The sequence below is a fragment of the Priestia abyssalis genome, from assembly GCF_002019595.1.
In the GTDB taxonomy this organism is placed as follows: domain Bacteria; phylum Bacillota; class Bacilli; order Bacillales; family Bacillaceae_H; genus Bacillus_BA; species Bacillus_BA abyssalis.
Genome location: NZ_KV917369.1, coordinates 4,363,400 through 4,384,106 on the forward strand (window position 1 = coordinate 4,363,400; position 20,707 = coordinate 4,384,106).

A 20,707-nucleotide genomic window follows, 5' to 3' on the forward strand; every position below is an offset into this window, starting at 1 on the left:
CATTTTTTCCAACTTAACAACCTTTAAAACTATGTGTTCAAAAAGGACCGAGAAGTTCAAGGAAGCGCAGCTTTGAGTAACGGAACGTATCGTGTTAATACGTGAGTAACGGAAAAGCAAGCTGACGCGGAAATTCGACGGTCATTTTTCCCGGACGTTTTGAACAACCTTTAAAACTAGATTACATCATTGAATAAGGCTGCAGGTCGATCGTAATCGTTAATTTTTGCTGGATTTCCTGCTGATAGCGGTCTATGATGAACCTCAGCGCAGGAATCAGTTCGGGTTCCAGCTTGTATTTTATCATGCATTGATATCGATATCTATCTTTTACCCTCGCAATCGGCGAGGCGACAGGACCGAGAACGATTGTCTGGTCCGATAGCTTTTGACGCAAAAATTGCGCGATTTTATCCGTAACAGCAACTACTTTTGTCAGCTCCTCATGGGACACCGTAATTAATACCGTATAGTAAAACGGAGGATATTGATGCAGTTTGCGAGTCATCATTTCCTGTTGATAAAAACCATCATAGTCATGCCTGCTAGCCAGCTGAATGCTGTAGTGTTCCGGTGTATAAGTTTGGATGACCACTTCTCCGGGCAAATGGTGCCTTCCTGCACGGCCGCTCACTTGCGTCAAAAGCTGAAACGTTTTTTCCGACGAACGAAAATCAGGAAGATGAAGCATCGTATCAGCAGACAATACCCCTACTAGCGTAACATTCGGAAAATCAAGGCCTTTTGCAATCATTTGCGTCCCGAGCAAAATTTGCGCTTTTTGTTCTCCAAATTGATTGAGTAACCGTTCATGCGCTCCTTTTCGGCCTGTTGTATCCACATCCATTCGGATCACCTGCGCTTGCGGCAGCAATTTCAACAATTCTTCTTCCACTTTTTGTGTACCTGTTCCAAAATAACGGATATGATCGCTGCTGCATTCAGGACAAGTCACATCCGCCTTCTGTTCGTGGCCGCAATAATGGCATTTAAGTAAATGATTATAGCGGTGATACGTCAGCGATATTTCACAATGCGGACATGAATGGACAAAACCGCAATCCCGGCACATGACGAAAGAGGAATGCCCCCGCTTATTTAGAAGCAGCACGATTTGTTCTCCCTTTTCAAGGCGGTCCTGTATTTTTTCAAACAGCAATCCTGAAAACATGGAACGATTCCCACTTCGAAGCTCTTCCCTCATATCAATAATATCGACAATTGGCAGAGCAGACTCATTCATTCTTTTGCTTAATGTCAGCAGCTGGTATACTCCTTTTTGCGCTCTTGCGAATGATTCAAGGGTAGGAGTCGCACTTCCAAGCACCACTGGACAACCATGGTATTCTCCCCGGTAAATGGCGACATCACGTGCATGGTACCTTGGCGTCTCTTCTTGCTTATAACTCGTTTCATGCTCTTCATCAATAATGATGATTCCTAAGTTTTGAAACGGGGCAAACACCGCTGACCTCGCCCCCACCACAACCGAAACTTCTTTTCGCTGGATTTTCCGCCATTCATCGTATTTTTCTCCTGCTGATAATCCGCTGTGAAGAACAGCAACTTTCGAGCCGAACCTTCCCTTAAATCGTTTTACCATTTGGGGGGTCAAGGATATTTCCGGAACGAGTACAATGGCTTCTTTTCCATCTTTTAACACTTGATCGATGGATTGAAGATATACTTCGGTTTTTCCGCTCCCCGTTACGCCGTACATCAAGAAAACCTCGTGCTTCTTTTCTTCAATGGTTTGCAAAATAGGCGCGATAGCCTGTCCTTGTTCTTCCGTCAAAGGCAAAGCGCTCGTTTGTTGAAACGCCGCATCATCATATGGATTCCGGTACATTTCAATATCGGTTTCCATCAGCACCCCTTTTTGAACAAGCGCCTTCACCGGGGCTTGAGTGACGTTTAATTGTTCGCATAAATCCTTTAATGCGATTTCGTCCGGGTGTTCAAGAAAGAAGGATACCACCTGTTTTTGCTTTTCAGCTTGTTTGGAAAACTGCTCAAGAAGATTTTGAAGCCTGGAAGTCTCATACAGCGGTTTAATTCCTTTGACCGTCTTTTTATTGGCCCGGTTTTTCACAATATAAATGACTTCTAAATACCCCTTTTGAATGTCCCGGTAAAAAGCGGAAAGATGTTCTTGTTTTACATCGCTCAATTTTACAGTGCTCCGTTGTTTCAAATAAGGCTGAACATCTTCATGCAATGCGTGAAAATCAGTCGAACCAAGGAGCTTTACCTCTTTATCATACGCCGCTTTCATCGCTGCTGGCAGCATTGCCTGAAAAGCGGAAATAGCAAAACATAATGTTTTTTCTGTCAGCCAATGGCCAATTTGAAGCAGTTCTTGGGTCAATACCGGATATGGATCAAGGAGGTCGGCAATCGGCTTTAGTTTTTTAAATTCGGATTGATTTTTTATATTCACGACAAATCCTTGGACTTTACGCGGCCCAAAAGGAACCACGACACGCATCCCTTGCTGCAGTATGTCCTCCCATTTGTCAGGAATCAGGTAATCAAATGTACGATCGGTTTGTTTTGCCGCTACATCGACAATAACACTAGCGATTTTCATTTTTGTCAACCTTCTAACATATCCTGTATTTCAATTAATATCTTATATGCGACTTCCCCTTTGGATAATAAAGGAAAATCCTTTACTTCACCGGTTCGTTTATACATGGTAACAATGTTCGTATCTCCGCCAAAGCCCGCTCCTTTTTCACGGATGTTGTTTGCAATAATCATGTCCGCATTCTTTTCACGCAGTTTCTTTTTGGCGTATTCCTCCACTTTTTCGGTTTCAGCCGCAAATCCGATTAAAAGCTGATGTTCTTTTTTCGCACCCAGTGCTTTTAAAATATCCAATGTTCGTTCAAGCTCAATGACCGCATCCCCTGGTTGTTTTTTCATTTTTTGCTCATGCACCAGCTTTGGACGATAGTCGGCCACCGCTGCAGATTTTATGACCACATCCATTTCAGGATAATGCCTCATCACTTCGTCATACATCTCCTGGGCACTTTCAACGGGGATGACGCGGACCCCTTTTGGATAGGAAATGTTTGTCGGCCCTGTCACGAGCGTCACTTCAGCTCCGAGCCTCTGTGCTTCAGCAGCAATCGCATATCCCATTTTCCCCGTCGAATGATTCGTAATAAAACGAACGGGATCAATTTTCTCCCTTGTAGGCCCTGCGGTGATGAGAATATTTCTTCCTTTTAAAGGCTGATTGTTAGACGTTTCAAAAAAGCCGTGCACAAGCTCGACGATTTTTTCAGGTTCTTCTAATCTTCCTTTTCCCACATATCCGCATGCAAGATATCCCTCTGAAGGCTCGACAAACTCATAGCCAAAAGAAGCCAGTGTTTCAATGTTACGTTTTACCGCAGGATGATCATACATATGTACATTCATAGCAGGAGCAATCCAAACTCTGGCTGTTGTCGCAAGAAGTGTTGTAGAAATCATATCATCAGCGATGCCGTTCGCCAGTTTACCAATCATATTGGCAGTCGCCGGCGCTACTAACACAAGGTCCGCCCAATCCGCCAAATCGATATGGGCAATGACTGCCGGATTTTTTTCATCAAACGTATCAGTGTATACAGGATTTCTTGAAAGCGATTGAAACGTAAGTGGTGTGACAAACTCACTCGCTGATTGTGTCATCATGACTTTCACTTCAAAACCAGCCTGCACAAGTTTACTCGTCAAAGCCGCGGCTTTATAAACAGCAATGCCTCCCGTTACACACAACAAAATACGCTTTCCCTTTACCATTTCTTCTCCCACCTCTTCCAATGTGTAGACCTGATTTAATTTTTCAACATCAGCTATCGCTTTTTATGCTAATTTGAGGTTTCATTGCTCTTACCTCTTGAATTAACCAAAAATTTCCTCACCTAAGGATTTGCCACCGCCCGACAGGGCTCGGCAAATCCTTAGGCGTAAATAATGTGACATGAGCGCTCTTTGCTCATGTCACATTATTTATGTTGAAAAAAATAACAACCTATTGCAGGTTGTTATTTTTTTAACGACTATTCCTCTGAAGCTCCATCTTCGCTATCTTGCTTGTTGACTTTTCTGTAATGCAATAGCTCAGCATCGATTTCTTCCAACGCCTTTCCGACGTATTTATGGGATATCGGCTTTGCAATCATTAAATCATCATGCACTTGCAGCTGGCGAGCTCGTTTTGCCGCCACTGTGACAAGCGTATATTTTGAGTCAAGTTTTCTCATTAATGAATCAATTGATGGATCAAGCATAAATTATTCTACCTCCAGCATTCTTTTATAACGCGCCGACACTCGATCGCGGCGGCAATGTTCGGCCGTGACGATCGCTTTGATTCGGTCGCAGGCATTTTCAACTTTGTCATTTTCAACGACATAGTCGTAAGCATCCATCATGTCGATTTCTGCCTTCGCCACTTTCATGCGATTATTGATTAAGTCTTCACTTTCTGTCCCACGGTTCACAATTCGGCTTTTCAGCTCTGAAAGGCTAGGCGGCGCCAGGAAAATGAACAATCCCTCTGGAAAGGCCTGTTTTACTTGAATGGCTCCTTGCACTTCAATCTCAAGGAAAACATCTTTCCCTTCGGATAATGTTTTCTCTACATAATCGATAGGTGTCCCGTAGTAGTTTCCTACATATTCTGCCCATTCAAGCAATCGGTTTTCTTTAATCATCGCTTCAAATTCTTCACGGCTTTTAAAGAAATAGTCGACACCGTTCACTTCTCCTTCACGCGGCAGTCTAGTCGTCGCGGAAATGGAGTATTCAAAATGTGTATCTTCTTGTGAAAACAATGCTTTACGCACTGTCCCTTTCCCTACGCCTGACGGTCCTGAAAGAACAATTAATAATCCTCTTTCTCTCATTGTGTACAAATGACCTACCCTTCTGATAATAATTCCTCTTTATTCGCAATACGATGTGATACCGTTTCCGGCTGGACAGGAGCCAAAATGACATGATCGCTATCCATAATCACAACCGATCTCGTTTTCCTTCCTAACGTTGCATCAATTAATGTACCGCGCTCTTTGGCATCTTGAACCATACGCTTAATCGGAGCTGAGTCAGGATGGACGACAGAAATAATACGATGTGATGAAATAAAATTTCCAAACCCTATATTAATCAACTTGCCGCTCATCTACAAGCCTCCTAATGGGTTATATTGTAACCGTCTTGACGGTAACCTAACCCCCGCTTACATTACTCGATATTTTGAACTTGCTCTTTTATTCGTTCCAAAGCGGTTTTCATTTCCACAACAAACTGAGCAATCTCCCCATTGTTTGCTTTTGAGCCAATCGTATTCATTTCACGGTTTAACTCTTGTACGAGAAAATCCAGCTTTCGCCCAACTGCTCCTTTTTTCTGAAGCGTCTGAACGAACTGGGACAAATGACTTTCAATTCTTGTCAACTCTTCGTTAATATCAGCTTTATCTGCAAAAATGGCAGCCTCTATCAATAATCGTTGTTCGTCTACTATGCCGCCTGCCAAGTCTGCCAACCGTTTTTGCAATCGATGGCGGTATTGCTCAACCACTTGTGGGGCCAATAAAACAATTTGTTTACGAGCGCTTTTAATATGCTCCAATTGAGCAAGAACATCGACGGTAAGCTGTGCTCCTTCTAAACGTCTCATCTCAACTAACTGTTCAACAGCCCGCTCAGACGCCTGATGAACAAGGTCATATATCGGTGAATATTGCCTCTCTTCTTCAACCGTTGCGAGCACGTCCGGCATTGTCAACACATCATATACTCGAATTTCCTCTTTCAATCCGTATTCATTCTTCGCTTGCTGCAAGTGATGGATATATTCCTGCAGCAGCTGGCGGTCGATCTGGACTTTTTTCTTTACAATGCCTTCACCTGATATGGTAACAAAAACCTCGATTCGTCCACGCTCTATGTAAGTTTGAATGAGTTTTTTTATTTTATCTTCCATTTCAAGCAATTGCCTTGGCATCCGAATCACCATTTCGCAAAAACGATGATTGACCGATTTCATTTCAACCGTCACCGTATACTCAGGAGACTCCGCTTTTCCTCTGCCAAAGCCTGTCATACTGTAAACCATGTTATCACATCCACTATGTACATATCTTACACAAAATTTTCCCGAAAAGAAAGTAAGAAAAGCGCAAGCGCCTTGTTCAAAGAAGGCCGACTAAACTCGCCGCGTCCTGCGGCCCCAAGGAAATAGGGATTGACCCCGTATACGCTTTTTGCCTTATGAGGGCAATCATCTTTTTCCGTGCTAAGTTAGGCGCTGAAGCTGGACATCTCTGAATTGTATACTCCCTCTTTCACAAAAGAAAAGGTAATAGAAGCATGTTCTATTACCTTTTGCATTATATCATAGTTCAGGATGATTTTCTTGTCAAAAGTGAGCCCGCCAGTAAAAAAGTTGGAACACTGGCCATACCAAGAATGATGAGCCACTCGCGCGGCATGATTGGCATCGTATGGAAAATCGGCTGCAACGGCGGGTAATAAATAACGACGAGCATGAGCAAAATAGACGATATGACAGCTCCAACTAAATAGAGATTTTCAAATGGATTCCGGTCAAAGACAGACTTGTCACTGCGGCAATCGAACACGTGGATCAACTGGGCCATGACAAGCGTTGCGAAGGCAATCGTTTGGGCATATTCAAGGTTTTCCGGCGTATTGTCATACACGATTATAAACGCTGCCAGTGTTGCGATTCCGATTAAAAACCCACGGCTGACTACTTTCCAGCCGAGTCCTCTCGCAAATACACCTTCTTTTGGATGACGAGGTTTGCGCTTCATCACGTTTTCTTCCGGCTGATCGAGCCCCAATGCCATTGCTGGAAGACCATCTGTCACTAGGTTGACCCATAAAATCTGAATGGGTACAAGAGGAAGAGGCAAAGCCAAAATCATGGCAAACAACATCACTAAAATCTCTCCTACGTTAGAGGCCAATAAATAGCGAATAAATTTGCGGATATTTTCGTAAATGTTCCGTCCTTCTTTAATGGCCGACTTAATCGTCGCAAAGTTATCATCGAGCAAGACCAGTGCGGATGCTTCTTTCGCCACGTCTGTTCCGGTAATGCCCATCGCAATCCCGATGTCAGCCGCTTTAATAGCGGGCGCATCGTTCACTCCATCCCCGGTCATAGCCACAACATGCCCTTTTGCCTGCAGGGCTTTGACAATTTTCAATTTATGTTCGGGCGAGACGCGTGCATAAACATATACATCATCAACGACTTCTTCCAGTTCATCGACGCTCATTTTAGATAATGTATAGCCATCCAACACTTTGCCTCCAGGCTTTAAAATACCAAGCTGAGAAGCAATCGCTTTGGCTGTTATAACGTGATCGCCTGTAATCATGACGGTTTTAATACCGGCATCGCGGCATTCCTTCACCGCTTCTTTTACTTCCGGTCTTGGCGGGTCAATCATGCCCTGTAACCCTATCAGAACGAGGTCCCGCTCTGCCTCATGTTCATGATGGAATGTCTCGTTTATGAGGGGACGATATGCAATCGCGATTGTGCGAAGCGCCTGCCCCGCGAGCTGATCAATCGCCGCTTTGACCTCGCTTTCCATGGACGGTGACATAGGCTGCAACTTATTATCCCATAAAATTTTGGAGCTGTTTGTCACTAAAACATCCGGTGCCCCTTTTGTTATGACATAGCGTTTACCCTCTTTTTTATCTTTCACTACAACACTCATCATTTTTCGAGTTGAATCGAACGGGAACTCCTGAATGATGTCAAATTGCTGCAAAACGGATGCCCGGTCAAAACCCGCTTTCATGGCAGCTACAAGCAATGCTGCCTCCGTTGGGTCGCCATCGATGGCATAGTCATCTTTTTGTCTGATCAATCCCGTTTGATTGCAAAGTACCCCAAATAACAATAGTTGCTGTAATGGTTTTGACTGAGCCGGCTGAACTTCCCTCTTGCTGGCATAAAATTTCCCTTCCGGATGATATCCTGTGCCGCTGACATTCCATGTATTTCCTCCTGACCAGAGATGGGTGACGGTCATCTTGTTTTGTGTCATCGTGCCCGTTTTATCCGAGCAAATGACTGACGCACATCCAAGCGTTTCTACGGCAGGAAGCTTCCTTACAATTGCCTTTTGCTTAATCATACGCTGTACGCCAAGAGATAACGCAACGGTCACGATCGCCGGAAGTCCTTCTGGAATCGCTGCAACAGCCAACGATACACCCGCTAAAAACATTTCATATAATGCATGTCCTTGAATCACGCCAATACCAACGACGAGCATCGTTAACAATAAAGCGACTACAATCAAAATTTTCCCTAACTGCTCGAGCTTTCTCTGAAGCGGGGTCATCATCGTTTCAGCGCTTTGCAAAAGGTTGGCAATTTGTCCCATGGCAGTGTTCATACCTGTACCCACGACGATTCCCATCCCGTTTCCTCTTGTCACAAGCGTTCCCATAAAGGCCATATTGCTTTGATCCCCAAGAGGAACCTCTTGTCCAGTCAACGGGGATGTATGCTTTGCAACTGGAAGCGATTCTCCTGTTAAGGCGGACTCTTCAATTTCCAGACTTTTTGCTTCTAAAATACGAATGTCTGCCCCAATGCGATCTCCGCTCGTAAACTTAATGATATCCCCTACTACCAATTCTTTTGATGGAATCCGTATCCACTCTCCATCTCTTAACCCCATCACTTGAGGAGCAGACAACTCTTTTAGCGCATCAAGTGACTTTTCAGCCCGCCTTTCCTGGAAGAAACCTAAAAACCCGTTTATAATAACAATTGCAATAATGGCAATTGCATCAATGTATTCCCCAAGCAATCCTGAAATCAATGTTGCCGCGAGCAGGACAAGCACCATGAAATCTTTGAATTGTTCCAGAAATAAAAGTAAAGCTGATTGTTTTTCAGCTTCCTCGAGTTCATTCATTCCATCCTGTTTTTGCTTTTCTTTTGCCTCCTTTGTCGATAACCCCGTTTCTTTTGTTGTTTTTGTCATTTGCAAGACAGCTTTTTCACTCAGTTCATACCACTTCATGCCATTTTTCCACACCCTTTGCCTTCATTCTCTATATCGTAAGCTTATTCAGACTCGTCCTAAAACATGCTATACTTTTCTTAGAAGAAAGGCCTTGTCATGGAAATCCATTCACAAGGGGATTCAGTGATGGGTTCTTTCAGTAAAAAATATTTTTTGTGGTCTGTTTAAGGCTTATGGGACAACCTTGTCCTGTGAAAGGAAGGAAAAGATATGTCATTTGATGGAATGTTTACATATGCTATGCTGCAAGAATTAAAAACGAACCTTGAAACGGGTCGCATCAATAAGATTCACCAGCCGTTTTCAAACGAGTTGATTTTTCAGGTTCGTACAAGCGGCGTGAACCGAAAGTTATTGATTTCCGCACACCCGAGCTATGCACGGGTACATTTTACGAATGAAGCATATGGCAATCCGGCCGAACCGCCAATGTTTTGCATGCTTCTACGCAAGCATCTCGAAGGAAGCATTATTGAAAAAGTGAGCCAGCACGAGTTGGACCGCATTTTAATCATTGAAACGAAAGGCCGCAACGAAATCGGCGACCTTATCGAAAAACAATTGATCATTGAGATTATGGGACGTCACAGCAATATCATCCTTATCGATAAAGATAAAAATGTCATTATTGACAGCATTAAACATATTCCGATGGCCCTGAACCGTCATCGTACTATCCTTCCGGGCCATCCTTATGTGCTGCCGCCTGAACAAAAAAAGAGCAACCCTTTGGAGGCAACGGAAGAAACGGTTTTAAAAAAGGTGGATTTCAACAGCGGAAAATTGGCGGGGCAGCTTGTTCAAGCCTTTGAAGGACTGTCACCGCTTTTGGCAAATGAAGTGGTGCATCAAGCAGGCATTGCCAACCGCAGCTCTTTGCCTAAAGCGTTCTTGGATACGATGGCTCGCATTAGGGCCCGGCAATTCACCCCTTCTCTTATTACAAGCGAAGGAAAAGATTATTTCTATATGATTCCTCTCTCTCATTTAAAGGGAGAAAATCAAATATTCGGTTCAATCAGTGAACTGCTCGATCGCTTTTATTACGGAAAGGCAGAGCGCGACCGTGTCAAACAGCAAGCGAATGATTTGCTGCAGTTTATCTCTACCGAAAAGAAAAAGAACGAAAAGAAAATAAAAAAACTGGAGCAAACATTAAAAGATGCGGAAAAAGCGCAGCAATATCAATTATACGGCGAGCTGCTCACCGCCAACATGCACAGCATTAAGCAAGGCGACAAAGAAATTGAGGTCATCAATTATTATGATGAAAACGGAAGTACGATCGTCATTTCGCTCGATCCTCAAAAATCTCCGTCTCAAAATTCTCAAACTTACTTCCAAAAATATCAGAAGGCTAAAAATTCCGTGGCAATCGTTGAAGAACAAATCGAAAAAGCGAGAGAAGAAATCAGCTATTTCGATGGACTTATGCAACAAATGGAATCCGCTTCACCTAAAGACATTGCAGAAATACGTGAAGAACTTATGGAAGAAGGTTATGTGCGAAGCCGGAAAGGAAAACAGCAAAAGAAAAACAAACCGCAAAAACCAGTGTTGGAACAGTATAAATCAAGCGACGGCACTGAGATTTTAGTCGGGAAAAACAATAAACAAAATGAGTATTTGACAAACCGGTTGGCGGCAAGGGATGAGATTTGGCTTCATACGAAAGATATTCCCGGCTCTCATGTGGTCATCCGCAGCCAAACACCTTCGGACGAAACAATTTTAGAAGCTGCCCATTTAGCTGCCTACTTTAGCAAAGCGAAAAACTCAAGCGCCGTTCCAGTCGATTACACGAAAATCCGCCACGTAAAAAAGCCAAGCGGCTCAAAACCCGGCTTTGTCATTTACGATAATCAGCAAACGGTATATGTTACCCCGGACGAAGAAATCGTATTGCAGCTTCGCAGAAATTAAGACAAAGACAGCTTCTCTTTGCTAAATTGTTTGTGCACTATACCTTATGCTCATCAAGTTAAGAAACGGTAGGGTTCTCAACTTTGTGTCCCAGGAATCGGGTTTTCCCGATTCCTTAATAAAAAATACCGCCCGCTTCATTAGAAGCGGGCGGTATTTTTTATTAAGAGATCATCCAATCCTCTGATGCCGGATTTTCACGCCATTTCATCAATTTTGTGTAGTCTTCTTCTTGAATATAGCCTTCCTCGATCGCTTTTTCGATTAAAGAAGAATAGTCTGTAAGTGAAAAAGCTTTAATCCCTTCCTGCTTAAACAATTCGGTTGCCCGTTCCATTTCATATGTAAAAATAGAGACGACGCCAATTACTTCACATCCTGCTTCTTTTAGCGCATTTACCGCTGTCATCACACTTCCGCCTGTAGAAATTAAGTCTTCTACCACAACAACTTTTTGACCTTTTTCCGCTCTTCCTTCGATTTGGTTGCCGCGTCCATGCTCTTTCGCCTTGCTTCGTACATAACACATCGGCAGTTCAAGCGCTTCACTCACCCATGCAGCATGCGGGATCCCTGCTGTCGCCGTCCCCGCAATCAAATCCGCGTCCCCAAAATACGTGCGAATTAAATGCTGAAGCCCTTTGGCAATTTCCTTTCTAACAGCTGGATAAGACAACGTAAGGCGATTATCGCAATAAATGGGAGACTTAATGCCTGATGCCCAAGTAAACGGTTCATTTGGACTTAAACAAACAGCTTTGATGTCAATTAAATGTTTAGCAATTTCTTTTTTCATACTTGCACACCTTCCCATTCTTGTTTTACTTGCTTATATGCTTGCAGCGGCTGCTGTGCACCCGTAATGGCACGTCCCACGACAATGGCACTCGTGCCGTTCATTCTCGCTGTTTCCGGTGTCGCCACCCGCACCTGGTCATCGACCGCTTGGTTGGCAAGACGGATGCCCGGCGTGACTGTCAAAAATTCTTCCCCTACTCTTTGGCGAATCATCGGGACCTCAAGCGTTGAACATACGACACCGTCCAATCCGCTTTTCTTCGCCAGCGCTGCATAGTGAAGGACGACTTCCTGCAGCGGGTGGGCGATCAGCTGCTCTTGCTGCATACTCTCTTCCGATGTACTTGTAAGTTGCGTCACCGCTATACATGCCGGACGTTTCTGACCAGACGGCGTTCCCGCTTCCAATCCTTCTAACGCCGCTTCCATCATCGCTTTTCCCCCAAGTGCATGGACATTGACCATATCGACTCCATATGATGCAAGTGATTTCATTCCATTTTTCACTGTGTTCGGGATATCATGAAGCTTTAAATCAAGGAAAATTTGGTGCTGCTGCTCTTTTAAATACGTTAAGATTTCAGGTCCCTCTTTGTAAAACAATTCCATTCCGACTTTAACAAACAATTTCTCTCCCTCGAACTCATTCAAGAAGTCTTTGACTTCTTGAATGCCTGGGAAATCAAGAGCAATGATTAACGGCTTGTTCACGTCGCTTCCAGCTCCTTCCGATGCACTCTGAAATGTGTTCATACCCGTATGTTTCCAGTACACGAGGCAATTCTTCAATAATATTTGGGCATACATACGGATCAACAAAGTTAGCTGTTCCAACCGCTACCGCACTTGCTCCTGCATAGAAAAATTCGAGTACGTCTTCTGCACTCGCAATTCCGCCCATTCCAATAATCGGAATATTGACTTGCTGACTGACTTCATGAATCATTCGAATCGCTACGGGTTTAATGGCAGGTCCGGACAATCCTCCTGTCCCATTCGCCAAAATCGGCTTGGCTGTTTTTAAATCCAGCCTCATGCCAAGCAATGTATTAATCATCGTCAAACCATCCGCACCCGCTTGTTCAATCGCTTTGGCCATCTCGACGATATTGGAGACATTCGGTGACAACTTGACATATACAGGAACCGATGACACTTCTTTTACTTTTTTCGTTAAATCCGCCGCAATTTGGGGATCAACCCCAAAAGTAATGCCGCCTTTTTTCACATTCGGGCAGGAAATGTTCAATTCAATAGCTTTCACATTCTCAATGGTTGAGATTTCTTTTGTCACATTTACATATTCTTCTACAGATGAACCTGCTACATTCGCAATGATCGGCACATCATATTGTCCAAGCCAAGGCAGTTCTTCATTCATCACTTTATTCAAACCAGGATTTTGCAGCCCGATAGCATTCAGCATGCCTGAAGGCGTTTCGGCTACCCGCGGTGTAGGATTTCCAAAGCGGGCTTCATGTGTCGTTGCCTTAATCATGATGGCACCAAGTACATCAAGGGAATAAAACTGCGCGTACTCTCGTCCGAAACCGAAGCATCCAGATGCCGGCATAACCGGATTTTTCAACGATAATCCCGGCAACTCCATCGCTAACATACTCATAATAATACCTCCCCGGCTTTGAATACTGGTCCGTCACTGCACACTTTTTTATAGGCAGGCGTTTTTTCATCGACACGGCACACACAGGCGAAGCACGCTCCAATACCGCATCCCATACGCTCTTCCAATGATAAATACACCTTTTTATGAGGATACGCCTGTTCGAGCGCCTTTAACATTGGAGTTGGCCCGCATGAAAACAACGTGTCGAACTGAAGGCCATATTGGTTGATGACATCTGTCACAAAGCCTTTTGTCCCCGACGTTCCATCAACTGTTGCGATATATGTTTCTCCTAATTTTGAAAACTTCTCTTCATAAAATGCATCTTCGCTTGATTGAAATCCTAACACATGAATGACGTTCACGCCTTTTGCCTTCAACTGTTTAGACAGCTCATACAGGGGCGGCACTCCAATTCCTCCGCCTACAAGCAAGGCCGTTTCATGTTTCTCTGCCGCATTTATCGGAAATCCGTTTCCTAAAGGACCTAGCACGTCTACCGTATCACCCGGCTTCTTATTGGCCAGCTTTTTCGTGCCCGCTCCTTCAGCACGGTAAATCATCGTGAATTGCTGCTTCTCACGATCAATCGAAGAAATGCTGATGGGACGTCTTAATGTTGGAAGATAATCATCGTTTACACGCAAATGAACAAATTGTCCAGGCTGTTCCATTTGCTTTACGAGCTGACCTGTTAAGGTCAACTCGTAAATATGGCGAGCGATGTTTTTTTGCTCGACAATCTCCATTAATTCTGTTTTCTTCATGAAGGCACCACCTCACGTGTTGTTTCAGCTTTACGCATTGGAGCTGTATGGAAGCCCATCGTTTCAAGCACTTGTAAAATCGCCACTGCTGTATCTAATGATGTTAAGCATGGAATGCCGTTTTCTACTGCTTCACGTCTGATTTTGAAACCATCTCGTGCCGGTTGCTTTCCTTTTGTTAAGGTATTGATGACAAGCTGTGCTTCCCCATTGCGAATAGTTTGAAGCAAGTTTTCTTCATCTTCTCCAATTTTGTTCACGACTTTTGTCGGAACACCCTCTTTTTCAAACGCGGCTGCTGTTCCTTCTGTTGCTAAAATGTGATAGCCGATATTGTTGAAACGTTTTGCAAGTTTGATCGCTTCAGCCTTATCTTTATCTGCCACTGTAATAAGAACTGAACCGTAAGGCTTGATGGAGATGCCGGAACCGATCAACGCTTTATATAATGCTTTTTCAAGCGTCGTATCTTGCCCCATAACTTCCCCTGTAGATTTCATTTCAGGGCCTAATGTAATATCCACTCTTCTTAGTTTCGCAAATGAGAAGACCGGCGCTTTCACATACACGCCTTCTTCTTCTGGATGGATGCCTGTTTCATAGCCAAAGTCCGGCAGTTTTGCTCCTAAGATGACTTTTGTTGCAATATTAGCCATCGGAATTCGTGTAATTTTGCTTAAGAACGGCACTGTACGGCTTGATCGTGGGTTGACTTCCAACACATATACTTCACCTTTAGAAAGGACAAACTGGATGTTTAACAACCCGACAATTTTTAAGCCTTTTGCAAGACGAATTGTATAATCAACAATTTTTTCTTTAATGTCATTTGATAATGTTTGAGGCGGATAGACTGCAATCGAGTCTCCAGAGTGAACCCCCGCACGCTCGATATGCTCCATGATGCCCGGGATATACACGTTTTCACCGTCAGAAATCGCGTCTACCTCAATTTCTTTTCCAGTTAAATAACGGTCAATTAAAACCGGATGATCAGGATTCGCTTCTACGGCATGCTCCATGTAGTGAAGAAGCTCCTCTGTTTTATAGACGATTTCCATCGCACGGCCGCCCAATACATAGGATGGTCTCACTAATACCGGATAGCCGATGCTTTCAGCAATTTTTACCGCTTGTTCTACAGAAGTAGCCGTCTTACCCAGTGGCTGCGGAACACCGAGCTCCACGAGCATTTTCTCGAATTTATCACGATTTTCCGCTGTATCAAGGCTTTCAAGGGATGTACCAAGAATGCGGACACCGCGGTTTGACAATTCCTCTGCCAAATTGATCGCTGTTTGACCGCCGAACTGTACAACGACACCGTATGGTTTCTCTAGTTCGATGATGTGCATGACATCTTCAACTGTTAACGGCTCGAAGTACAATTTGTCAGAAATACTGAAGTCCGTTGATACCGTTTCAGGGTTGTTGTTGATGATGATCGCTTCATATCCGGCTTCGCGAATTGCCCAAACGCTGTGAACCGTCGCGTAGTCGAACTCGACGCCCTGACCGATGCGGATTGGGCCGGATCCTAGGACAATCACACTTTGTTTATCCGTCACGATCGACTCGTTTTCCTCTTCATATGTGCCGTAGAAATAAGGAGTTTCTGATTCGAATTCCGCTGCACATGTATCAACTGTCTTATAAACCGGTACGATACCATGCTGTTTACGATAATCGTAGACTTCACGTTCACTCATATTCCATAACTTAGCGATTGTTTTATCCGAGAAGCCCATTTTCTTCGCTTCTTGTAAGACTTCAACTTCACCGACCGCCTGCTTTAACGATTCTTCAAGCTTCACGATATTTTCCATTTTCACTAAGAAGAAAAGATCGATTTTGCTCCATTCATGCAGCGTTTGAATGCTAATTCCCCGTCTCAATGCTTCTCCTAGGTAGAATAAGCGCTCATCTCCAGCCACTCGAATGCGTTTTTCAAGTAATCCGTTATCAATTTGGTCAGCATCTTTTAATTCAAGGTGATATACTTTCGCCTCCAGCGAGCGAACAGCTTTTAACAATGATTCTTCCAATGTGCGGCCGATTGCCATGACTTCCCCTGTTGCTTTCATTTGCGTACCTAATTTACGGTTAGCTGCTTCGAATTTATCAAACGGCCAGCGCGGAATTTTGCTAACTACATAATCCAATGCCGGTTCGAACGACGCATATGTTTTGCCCGTCACAGGGTTCATCATCTCATCAAGTGTTAATCCTACCGCAATTTTTGCTGCGAGTTTCGCAATCGGATAGCCTGTCGCTTTAGATGCAAGCGCAGATGAACGGCTAACGCGCGGATTCACTTCAATAATGTAGTAGTTGAAGCTGTATGGATCGAGCGCAAGCTGTACGTTACAGCCACCTTCGATTTTTAAGGCACGAATGATTTTTAATGAAGCATTGCGCAATAATTGGTACTCACGGTCACTTAACGTTTGGCTTGGTGCTACAACGATTGAGTCTCCCGTATGAACTCCAACCGGATCGATGTTTTCCATGTTACATACGACAATCGCGCTGTCATTGCTGTCACGCATCACTTCATATTCAATTTCCTTGAAGCCTGCGATGCTTTTTTCCAATAAACATTGAGTCACAGGACTATGCTTTAATCCGCTTGTTACAATTTCAATCAATTCCGCTTCATTCTGACAAATTCCGCCCCCTGTTCCTCCAAGCGTGTACGCTGGGCGAACGATAACCGGATAGCCAATCTCTTCAACGAAGGTGTATGCTTCTTCTAATGTATGGATAATTGCACTTGGCGGCACCGGCTCATTTAATTCATTCATTAAAGTGCGGAACAAATCACGGTCTTCTGCTTGTTCAATCGCGCTCAATTTCGTTCCTAAAATTTCAACTCCAAGCTCATCCAGTACGCCTGATTTTGCTAATTCCACTGCAAGGTTCAAGCCCGTTTGGCCTCCTAATGTCGGTAGAAGTGCATCCGGACGCTCTTTACGAATAATGGACGTGACAAATTCAGGTGTAAGCGGCTCGATATACACTTTATCTGCAATCTCAGAGTCTGTCATGATTGTCGCAGGGTTTGAATTCACCAGAATGACCTTATATCCTTCTTCTTTTAAGGCGATACACGCTTGTGTACCCGCATAATCAAATTCTGCTGCCTGTCCAATGACGATTGGTCCTGATCCGATTACTAAAATGGTTTTAATGTCTAAGCGTTTTGGCATAACTCATTCCCCACTTTCTTGTTTGTTTCCATCAATTCGATAAAGCGATCAAATAAGTAGTTTGCATCCTCCGGTCCTGGTGATGCTTCCGGGTGATACTGAACCGTGAAAGCCGCATGTGTATCATGTTTCAATCCTTCTACCGTACCGTCGTTTAATGCTACATGAGTAACAGATAAGCCTGTGCCTGCCAATGATTCCTCACGCACCGTGTAGCCATGGTTTTGCGCTGTCAGTGCTACTCGGTTTGTCGCTAATTCTTTTACCGGGTGATTCGATCCGCGGTGACCGAACTTCATTTTTTCTGTATCAGCTCCGCAAGCAAGGGCAAAAAGCTGGTGACCTAAGCAAATTCCGAATAAAGGAACTTTCCCTAATACTCCTTGAATCATGTTGATTGCCTCAGGCACATCCTTTGGATCCCCAGGTCCGTTGCTCAACATGATACCGTCAGGATTCAAGCGTAAAATCTCCTCAGCTGTTGTGTTGTAAGGAACAACGAGCACGTCGCAGTTGCGCACCGTTAATTCCCGTAAAATGCCGTGCTTCATGCCGAAGTCGACCAGCACAACTTTAGGTCCGCGACCCGGGCTCGGATATGCCCGTTTCGTCGACACTTGCTGAACCTGATTTACAGGAAGAACTGTTGCCTTTAAGGAATCTACCACTTCCTCTACATTTACGTCCATGCTGCACATTTTTCCTTTCAGCGTGCCGTACTCGCGAATTTTCCGTGTGAGCTTCCTTGTATCGATTCCCGCTAATCCCGGAATGTTCTTTTGTTTTAAAAACTCATCCAATGTCATAGAACTGCGGAAATTGGATGGAACCTCGCAATATTCTTTGACGATCAAACCGTTCACTGCCGGTTCAATTGATTCGAAATCATCGCGGTTAATGCCGTAGTTGCCGATTAACGGATATGTTAACGTCACGATTTGCCCGCAATAAGAAGGATCTGATAAAATCTCCTGATAGCCTGTCATTCCCGTATTAAACACGACCTCTCCTGTTAACCCGGTGTCGCTTCCAAATCCTTTTCCTACAAATACGGTACCATCTTCTAAAATGAGTTGACGCTTCATACCGTTACACTTCCTTTCTCCCATACGCATTTTCCATCTACAAATGTCATGACCGGCCAGCCTTTGCAAGCCCAGTTCGTAAATGGTGTGTTTTTTCCTTTTGATACAAAGTTTGCTGGATCAATTTTTTCTTCATGATCTAAATCAATAACAGTGATGTCAGCAGGACTTCCCATTTCTAAAGACCCGGATGATAACCCGAATGTATTGGCAGGTTTGATCGTCATCCACTCAACAAGCTGTGCCAGACTGCAAACACCTTTTTGAACGAAGTTTGTATACATGAGTGGAAATGCGGTTTCCAATCCGACAATCCCGAACGGAGCTAGTTCCATTCCTTCTGCTTTTTCCTCTGCCGTATGAGGGGCATGGTCTGTCGCGATGAAATCGATCGTACCATCCAATAGCCCTTCAATTAATGCTTGTTTATCTTCATTTGCTCTTAAAGGCGGATTCATTTTGAAATTAGGATCCAATCCCGGAATATCGTCTTCGCTTAATAATAAGTGGTGCGGTGTCACTTCCGCCGTCACGCGGATGCCTGCTTTTTTCGCATCACGGATGACGCGCACAGATTCTTTCGTGCTTACATGGCACACATGATAATGGCAATCTGCCGCTTCGGCCAGCAAGACATCTCTCGCAATTTGAAGGGACTCGCAAATGGATGGGATACCCCTTACGCCGTGTTGCTTTGCAAATTCTCCATCATGTACACAGCCTTTATTAATTAGTTCATTATCTTCACAGTGAGCCACAATCGCCATATCAAGCCTTGAAGCTTCCTTCATCGCTTCGAGCATCATCGCAGAAGATTGTACGCCCACACCGTCATCCGTAAAAGCGAATGCTCCCGCTTCTTTTAGCTGTTCAAAATTTGTTCGTTCTTTCCCCGCTTGTCTAACGGTGATGGACGCATATGGCAGCACACGCACATGAGCGGTATCGGCTATTCTTTTTTGCAGCCATTCCATTTGTTCTTTCGTATCCGGCACCGGCCTTGTATTTGGCATCGCTGCGAGTGTCGTAAAACCGCCTTTTGCCGCCGCCAGTGTACCTGTTTCAATTGTTTCTTTATGTTCCCCGCCCGGCTCTCTTAAGTGGACATGCACATCGATAAATCCAGGAGCAATGAACTTCCCTGCTGCATCAATTATTTCATCTGACTCGCTTGCGGATAAGTTTGAACCAATTTCTGATATTTCCTTACCTGCTAATTTAATATCTACTTTTTCAAGTTCCCCTTGTTTATTGAGCCACATGCCATTTTTGATTAAAATTGCCATTGTCCATTCCCCTTTCATTTGTATGTAGTGCTCTTGCCAATACAGCCATGCGAACGTAAACACCATTTTCCATTTGCTTGAAAATTCTCGAGCGCTCACACTCGACTAATTCATCTGCTATTTCTACTCCTCTATTAACAGGAGCCGGATGAAGAATAATACTGCCTGGTTTCATTTGCTTTTCACGCTCAACCGTTAATCCGTATCGTGAGTGATAGTTATCAGCTGCCTCTGATTGCTCGCCGTGACGCTCAAACTGGATTCTTAACAGCATCACTACATCAGCTTCACGGACAGCTTCATCGATATCGACATATGTTCCAAAAGTGAGCGTTTCATCATGCCATTCTTTCGGACCGGATAAATACACCTCTGCACCAAGCTTTGTCAGCATTTCTGCGTTAGAACGAGCCACCCGGCTGTGACGCACATCTCCGACGATTGCCACTTTTAGTCCTTTAAAAGTTCCATACTCTTGGCGGATCGTCATCAGATCCAGCAAACATTGAGTGGGATGCTGACCGCACCCGTCCCCTGCATTAAGAATTGGAATGGATACCTTCCCCAACAATTCTTCATAATAGGCATCTTGAGGATGACGGATCACAACTGCATTTACTCCTATTGCCGCAAGTGTTTCGATCGTGTCATACAGCGTTTCACCTTTTTGTACACTCGATGTCGATACTTCAAAAGGAATCACGTCCAACCCAAGTTTTCGTTCAGCTATTTCAAAGCTGCTTTTCGTTCTTGTGCTCGGCTCGAAAAATAAGTTGGCAACAAATATTTTCTCACTTGGCTCCCATATCATCCGCCCTTGTCGATAATGTTCCGCTTGATTTAATAATTGGATAATTTCATCTACTGTTAATGATGAAACGGTTAGTAAGTGATTCATTTTCGTTCCCCCTTTTGAATTTT

16 protein-coding genes are annotated in these 20,707 nt (G+C 44.0%); 1 reads left to right on the forward strand and 15 read right to left on the reverse strand.

The window, feature by feature from the left end:
* Positions 1 to 181 precede the first annotated feature (181 nt).
* From priA to BK575_RS20815, 7 genes are all read right to left on the reverse strand, one after another.
* Positions 182 to 2,590 (reverse strand): primosomal protein N', encoded by a 2,409-nt coding sequence (gene priA / locus BK575_RS20785; RefSeq protein ID WP_078413381.1) that lies wholly within the window; start codon positions 2,588 to 2,590, stop codon positions 182 to 184.
* Between the two features lie 5 nt (positions 2,591 to 2,595).
* A complete protein-coding gene (gene coaBC / locus BK575_RS20790) occupies positions 2,596 to 3,798 on the reverse strand; it encodes a bifunctional phosphopantothenoylcysteine decarboxylase/phosphopantothenate--cysteine ligase CoaBC (RefSeq protein ID WP_078413383.1) in 1,203 nt (400 codons plus the stop codon).
* A 260-nt stretch (positions 3,799 to 4,058) separates the two neighbouring features.
* Complete coding sequence (gene rpoZ / locus BK575_RS20795) at positions 4,059 to 4,289, reverse strand: DNA-directed RNA polymerase subunit omega (protein ID WP_078413385.1); 231 nt, start codon at positions 4,287 to 4,289, stop codon at positions 4,059 to 4,061.
* 3 nt (positions 4,290 to 4,292) lie between these two features.
* Positions 4,293 to 4,907: a guanylate kinase gene (gene gmk / locus BK575_RS20800; RefSeq protein WP_078413387.1), complete on the reverse strand. Its 615-nt coding sequence runs from the start codon at positions 4,905 to 4,907 to the stop codon at positions 4,293 to 4,295.
* Positions 4,908 to 4,921: 14 nt separating this feature from the next.
* Complete coding sequence (locus BK575_RS20805; protein ID WP_028394614.1) at positions 4,922 to 5,185, reverse strand: DUF370 domain-containing protein; 264 nt, start codon at positions 5,183 to 5,185, stop codon at positions 4,922 to 4,924.
* 62 nt (positions 5,186 to 5,247) lie between these two features.
* A complete protein-coding gene (locus tag BK575_RS20810; RefSeq protein ID WP_078413389.1) occupies positions 5,248 to 6,123 on the reverse strand; it encodes a YicC/YloC family endoribonuclease in 876 nt (291 codons plus the stop codon).
* Between the two features lie 286 nt (positions 6,124 to 6,409).
* Positions 6,410 to 9,088: a calcium-translocating P-type ATPase, SERCA-type gene (locus BK575_RS20815; RefSeq protein ID WP_078414900.1), complete on the reverse strand. Its 2,679-nt coding sequence runs from the start codon at positions 9,086 to 9,088 to the stop codon at positions 6,410 to 6,412.
* Between the two features lie 213 nt (positions 9,089 to 9,301).
* On the opposite strand from BK575_RS20815, the gene BK575_RS20820 reads away from it, so the two are divergent.
* On the forward strand, positions 9,302 to 11,014 hold the full coding sequence (locus BK575_RS20820; RefSeq protein WP_078413391.1) for an Rqc2 family fibronectin-binding protein: 1,713 nt from the start codon (positions 9,302 to 9,304) through the stop codon (positions 11,012 to 11,014).
* 163 nt (positions 11,015 to 11,177) lie between these two features.
* Here BK575_RS20820 and pyrE read toward each other — a convergent pair whose 3' ends face one another.
* From pyrE to BK575_RS20860, 8 genes are read right to left on the reverse strand one after another with little or no spacing between them, the layout of a single operon-like run.
* Positions 11,178 to 11,810 (reverse strand): orotate phosphoribosyltransferase, encoded by a 633-nt coding sequence (gene pyrE / locus BK575_RS20825; protein WP_078413393.1) that lies wholly within the window; start codon positions 11,808 to 11,810, stop codon positions 11,178 to 11,180.
* Complete coding sequence (pyrF, locus tag BK575_RS20830) at positions 11,807 to 12,565, reverse strand: orotidine-5'-phosphate decarboxylase (RefSeq protein ID WP_407984358.1); 759 nt, start codon at positions 12,563 to 12,565, stop codon at positions 11,807 to 11,809. Before pyrF ends, pyrE begins: the two co-directional genes overlap by 4 nt.
* On the reverse strand, positions 12,495 to 13,436 hold the full coding sequence (locus tag BK575_RS20835) for a dihydroorotate dehydrogenase (RefSeq protein ID WP_078413397.1): 942 nt from the start codon (positions 13,434 to 13,436) through the stop codon (positions 12,495 to 12,497). The genes pyrF and BK575_RS20835 overlap by 71 nt, the downstream gene beginning before the upstream one ends.
* Complete coding sequence (locus BK575_RS20840; RefSeq protein WP_078413399.1) at positions 13,433 to 14,206, reverse strand: dihydroorotate dehydrogenase electron transfer subunit; 774 nt, start codon at positions 14,204 to 14,206, stop codon at positions 13,433 to 13,435. The genes BK575_RS20835 and BK575_RS20840 overlap by 4 nt, the downstream gene beginning before the upstream one ends.
* Complete coding sequence (gene carB / locus BK575_RS20845; RefSeq protein ID WP_078413401.1) at positions 14,203 to 17,415, reverse strand: carbamoyl-phosphate synthase large subunit; 3,213 nt, start codon at positions 17,413 to 17,415, stop codon at positions 14,203 to 14,205. The genes BK575_RS20840 and carB overlap by 4 nt, the downstream gene beginning before the upstream one ends.
* Positions 17,400 to 18,500, reverse strand: coding sequence for a carbamoyl phosphate synthase small subunit (locus BK575_RS20850; RefSeq protein ID WP_078413403.1), 1,101 nt, complete (start codon positions 18,498 to 18,500; stop codon positions 17,400 to 17,402). Before BK575_RS20850 ends, carB begins: the two co-directional genes overlap by 16 nt.
* Positions 18,497 to 19,786: a dihydroorotase gene (locus BK575_RS20855; RefSeq protein WP_078413405.1), complete on the reverse strand. Its 1,290-nt coding sequence runs from the start codon at positions 19,784 to 19,786 to the stop codon at positions 18,497 to 18,499. The genes BK575_RS20850 and BK575_RS20855 overlap by 4 nt, the downstream gene beginning before the upstream one ends.
* Complete coding sequence (locus tag BK575_RS20860) at positions 19,749 to 20,684, reverse strand: aspartate carbamoyltransferase catalytic subunit (protein WP_078413407.1); 936 nt, start codon at positions 20,682 to 20,684, stop codon at positions 19,749 to 19,751. The genes BK575_RS20855 and BK575_RS20860 overlap by 38 nt, the downstream gene beginning before the upstream one ends.
* Between the last annotated feature and the right edge of the window lie 23 nt (positions 20,685 to 20,707).

What these genes read in the sequence shown, in the direction of transcription:
- priA (WP_078413381.1), bottom strand. Translation starts at nt 2,590, where the DNA reads ATGAAAATCGCTAGTGTTATTGTCGATGTAGCGGCAAAACAAACCGAT.
- coaBC (WP_078413383.1), bottom strand. Translation starts at nt 3,798, where the DNA reads ATGGTAAAGGGAAAGCGTATTTTGTTGTGTGTAACGGGAGGCATTGCT.
- rpoZ (WP_078413385.1), bottom strand. Translation starts at nt 4,289, where the DNA reads ATGCTTGATCCATCAATTGATTCATTAATGAGAAAACTTGACTCAAAA.
- gmk (WP_078413387.1), bottom strand. Translation starts at nt 4,907, where the DNA reads ATGAGAGAAAGAGGATTATTAATTGTTCTTTCAGGACCGTCAGGCGTA.
- BK575_RS20805 (WP_028394614.1), bottom strand. Translation starts at nt 5,185, where the DNA reads ATGAGCGGCAAGTTGATTAATATAGGGTTTGGAAATTTTATTTCATCA.
- BK575_RS20810 (WP_078413389.1), bottom strand. Translation starts at nt 6,123, where the DNA reads ATGGTTTACAGTATGACAGGCTTTGGCAGAGGAAAAGCGGAGTCTCCT.
- BK575_RS20815 (WP_078414900.1), bottom strand. Translation starts at nt 9,088, where the DNA reads ATGAAGTGGTATGAACTGAGTGAAAAAGCTGTCTTGCAAATGACAAAA.
- BK575_RS20820 (WP_078413391.1), top strand. Translation starts at nt 9,302, where the DNA reads ATGTCATTTGATGGAATGTTTACATATGCTATGCTGCAAGAATTAAAA.
- pyrE (WP_078413393.1), bottom strand. Translation starts at nt 11,810, where the DNA reads ATGAAAAAAGAAATTGCTAAACATTTAATTGACATCAAAGCTGTTTGT.
- pyrF (WP_407984358.1), bottom strand. Translation starts at nt 12,565, where the DNA reads ATGAACACATTTCAGAGTGCATCGGAAGGAGCTGGAAGCGACGTGAAC.
- BK575_RS20835 (WP_078413397.1), bottom strand. Translation starts at nt 13,436, where the DNA reads ATGAGTATGTTAGCGATGGAGTTGCCGGGATTATCGTTGAAAAATCCG.
- BK575_RS20840 (WP_078413399.1), bottom strand. Translation starts at nt 14,206, where the DNA reads ATGAAGAAAACAGAATTAATGGAGATTGTCGAGCAAAAAAACATCGCT.
- carB (WP_078413401.1), bottom strand. Translation starts at nt 17,415, where the DNA reads ATGCCAAAACGCTTAGACATTAAAACCATTTTAGTAATCGGATCAGGA.
- BK575_RS20850 (WP_078413403.1), bottom strand. Translation starts at nt 18,500, where the DNA reads ATGAAGCGTCAACTCATTTTAGAAGATGGTACCGTATTTGTAGGAAAA.
- BK575_RS20855 (WP_078413405.1), bottom strand. Translation starts at nt 19,786, where the DNA reads ATGGCAATTTTAATCAAAAATGGCATGTGGCTCAATAAACAAGGGGAA.
- BK575_RS20860 (WP_078413407.1), bottom strand. Translation starts at nt 20,684, where the DNA reads ATGAATCACTTACTAACCGTTTCATCATTAACAGTAGATGAAATTATC.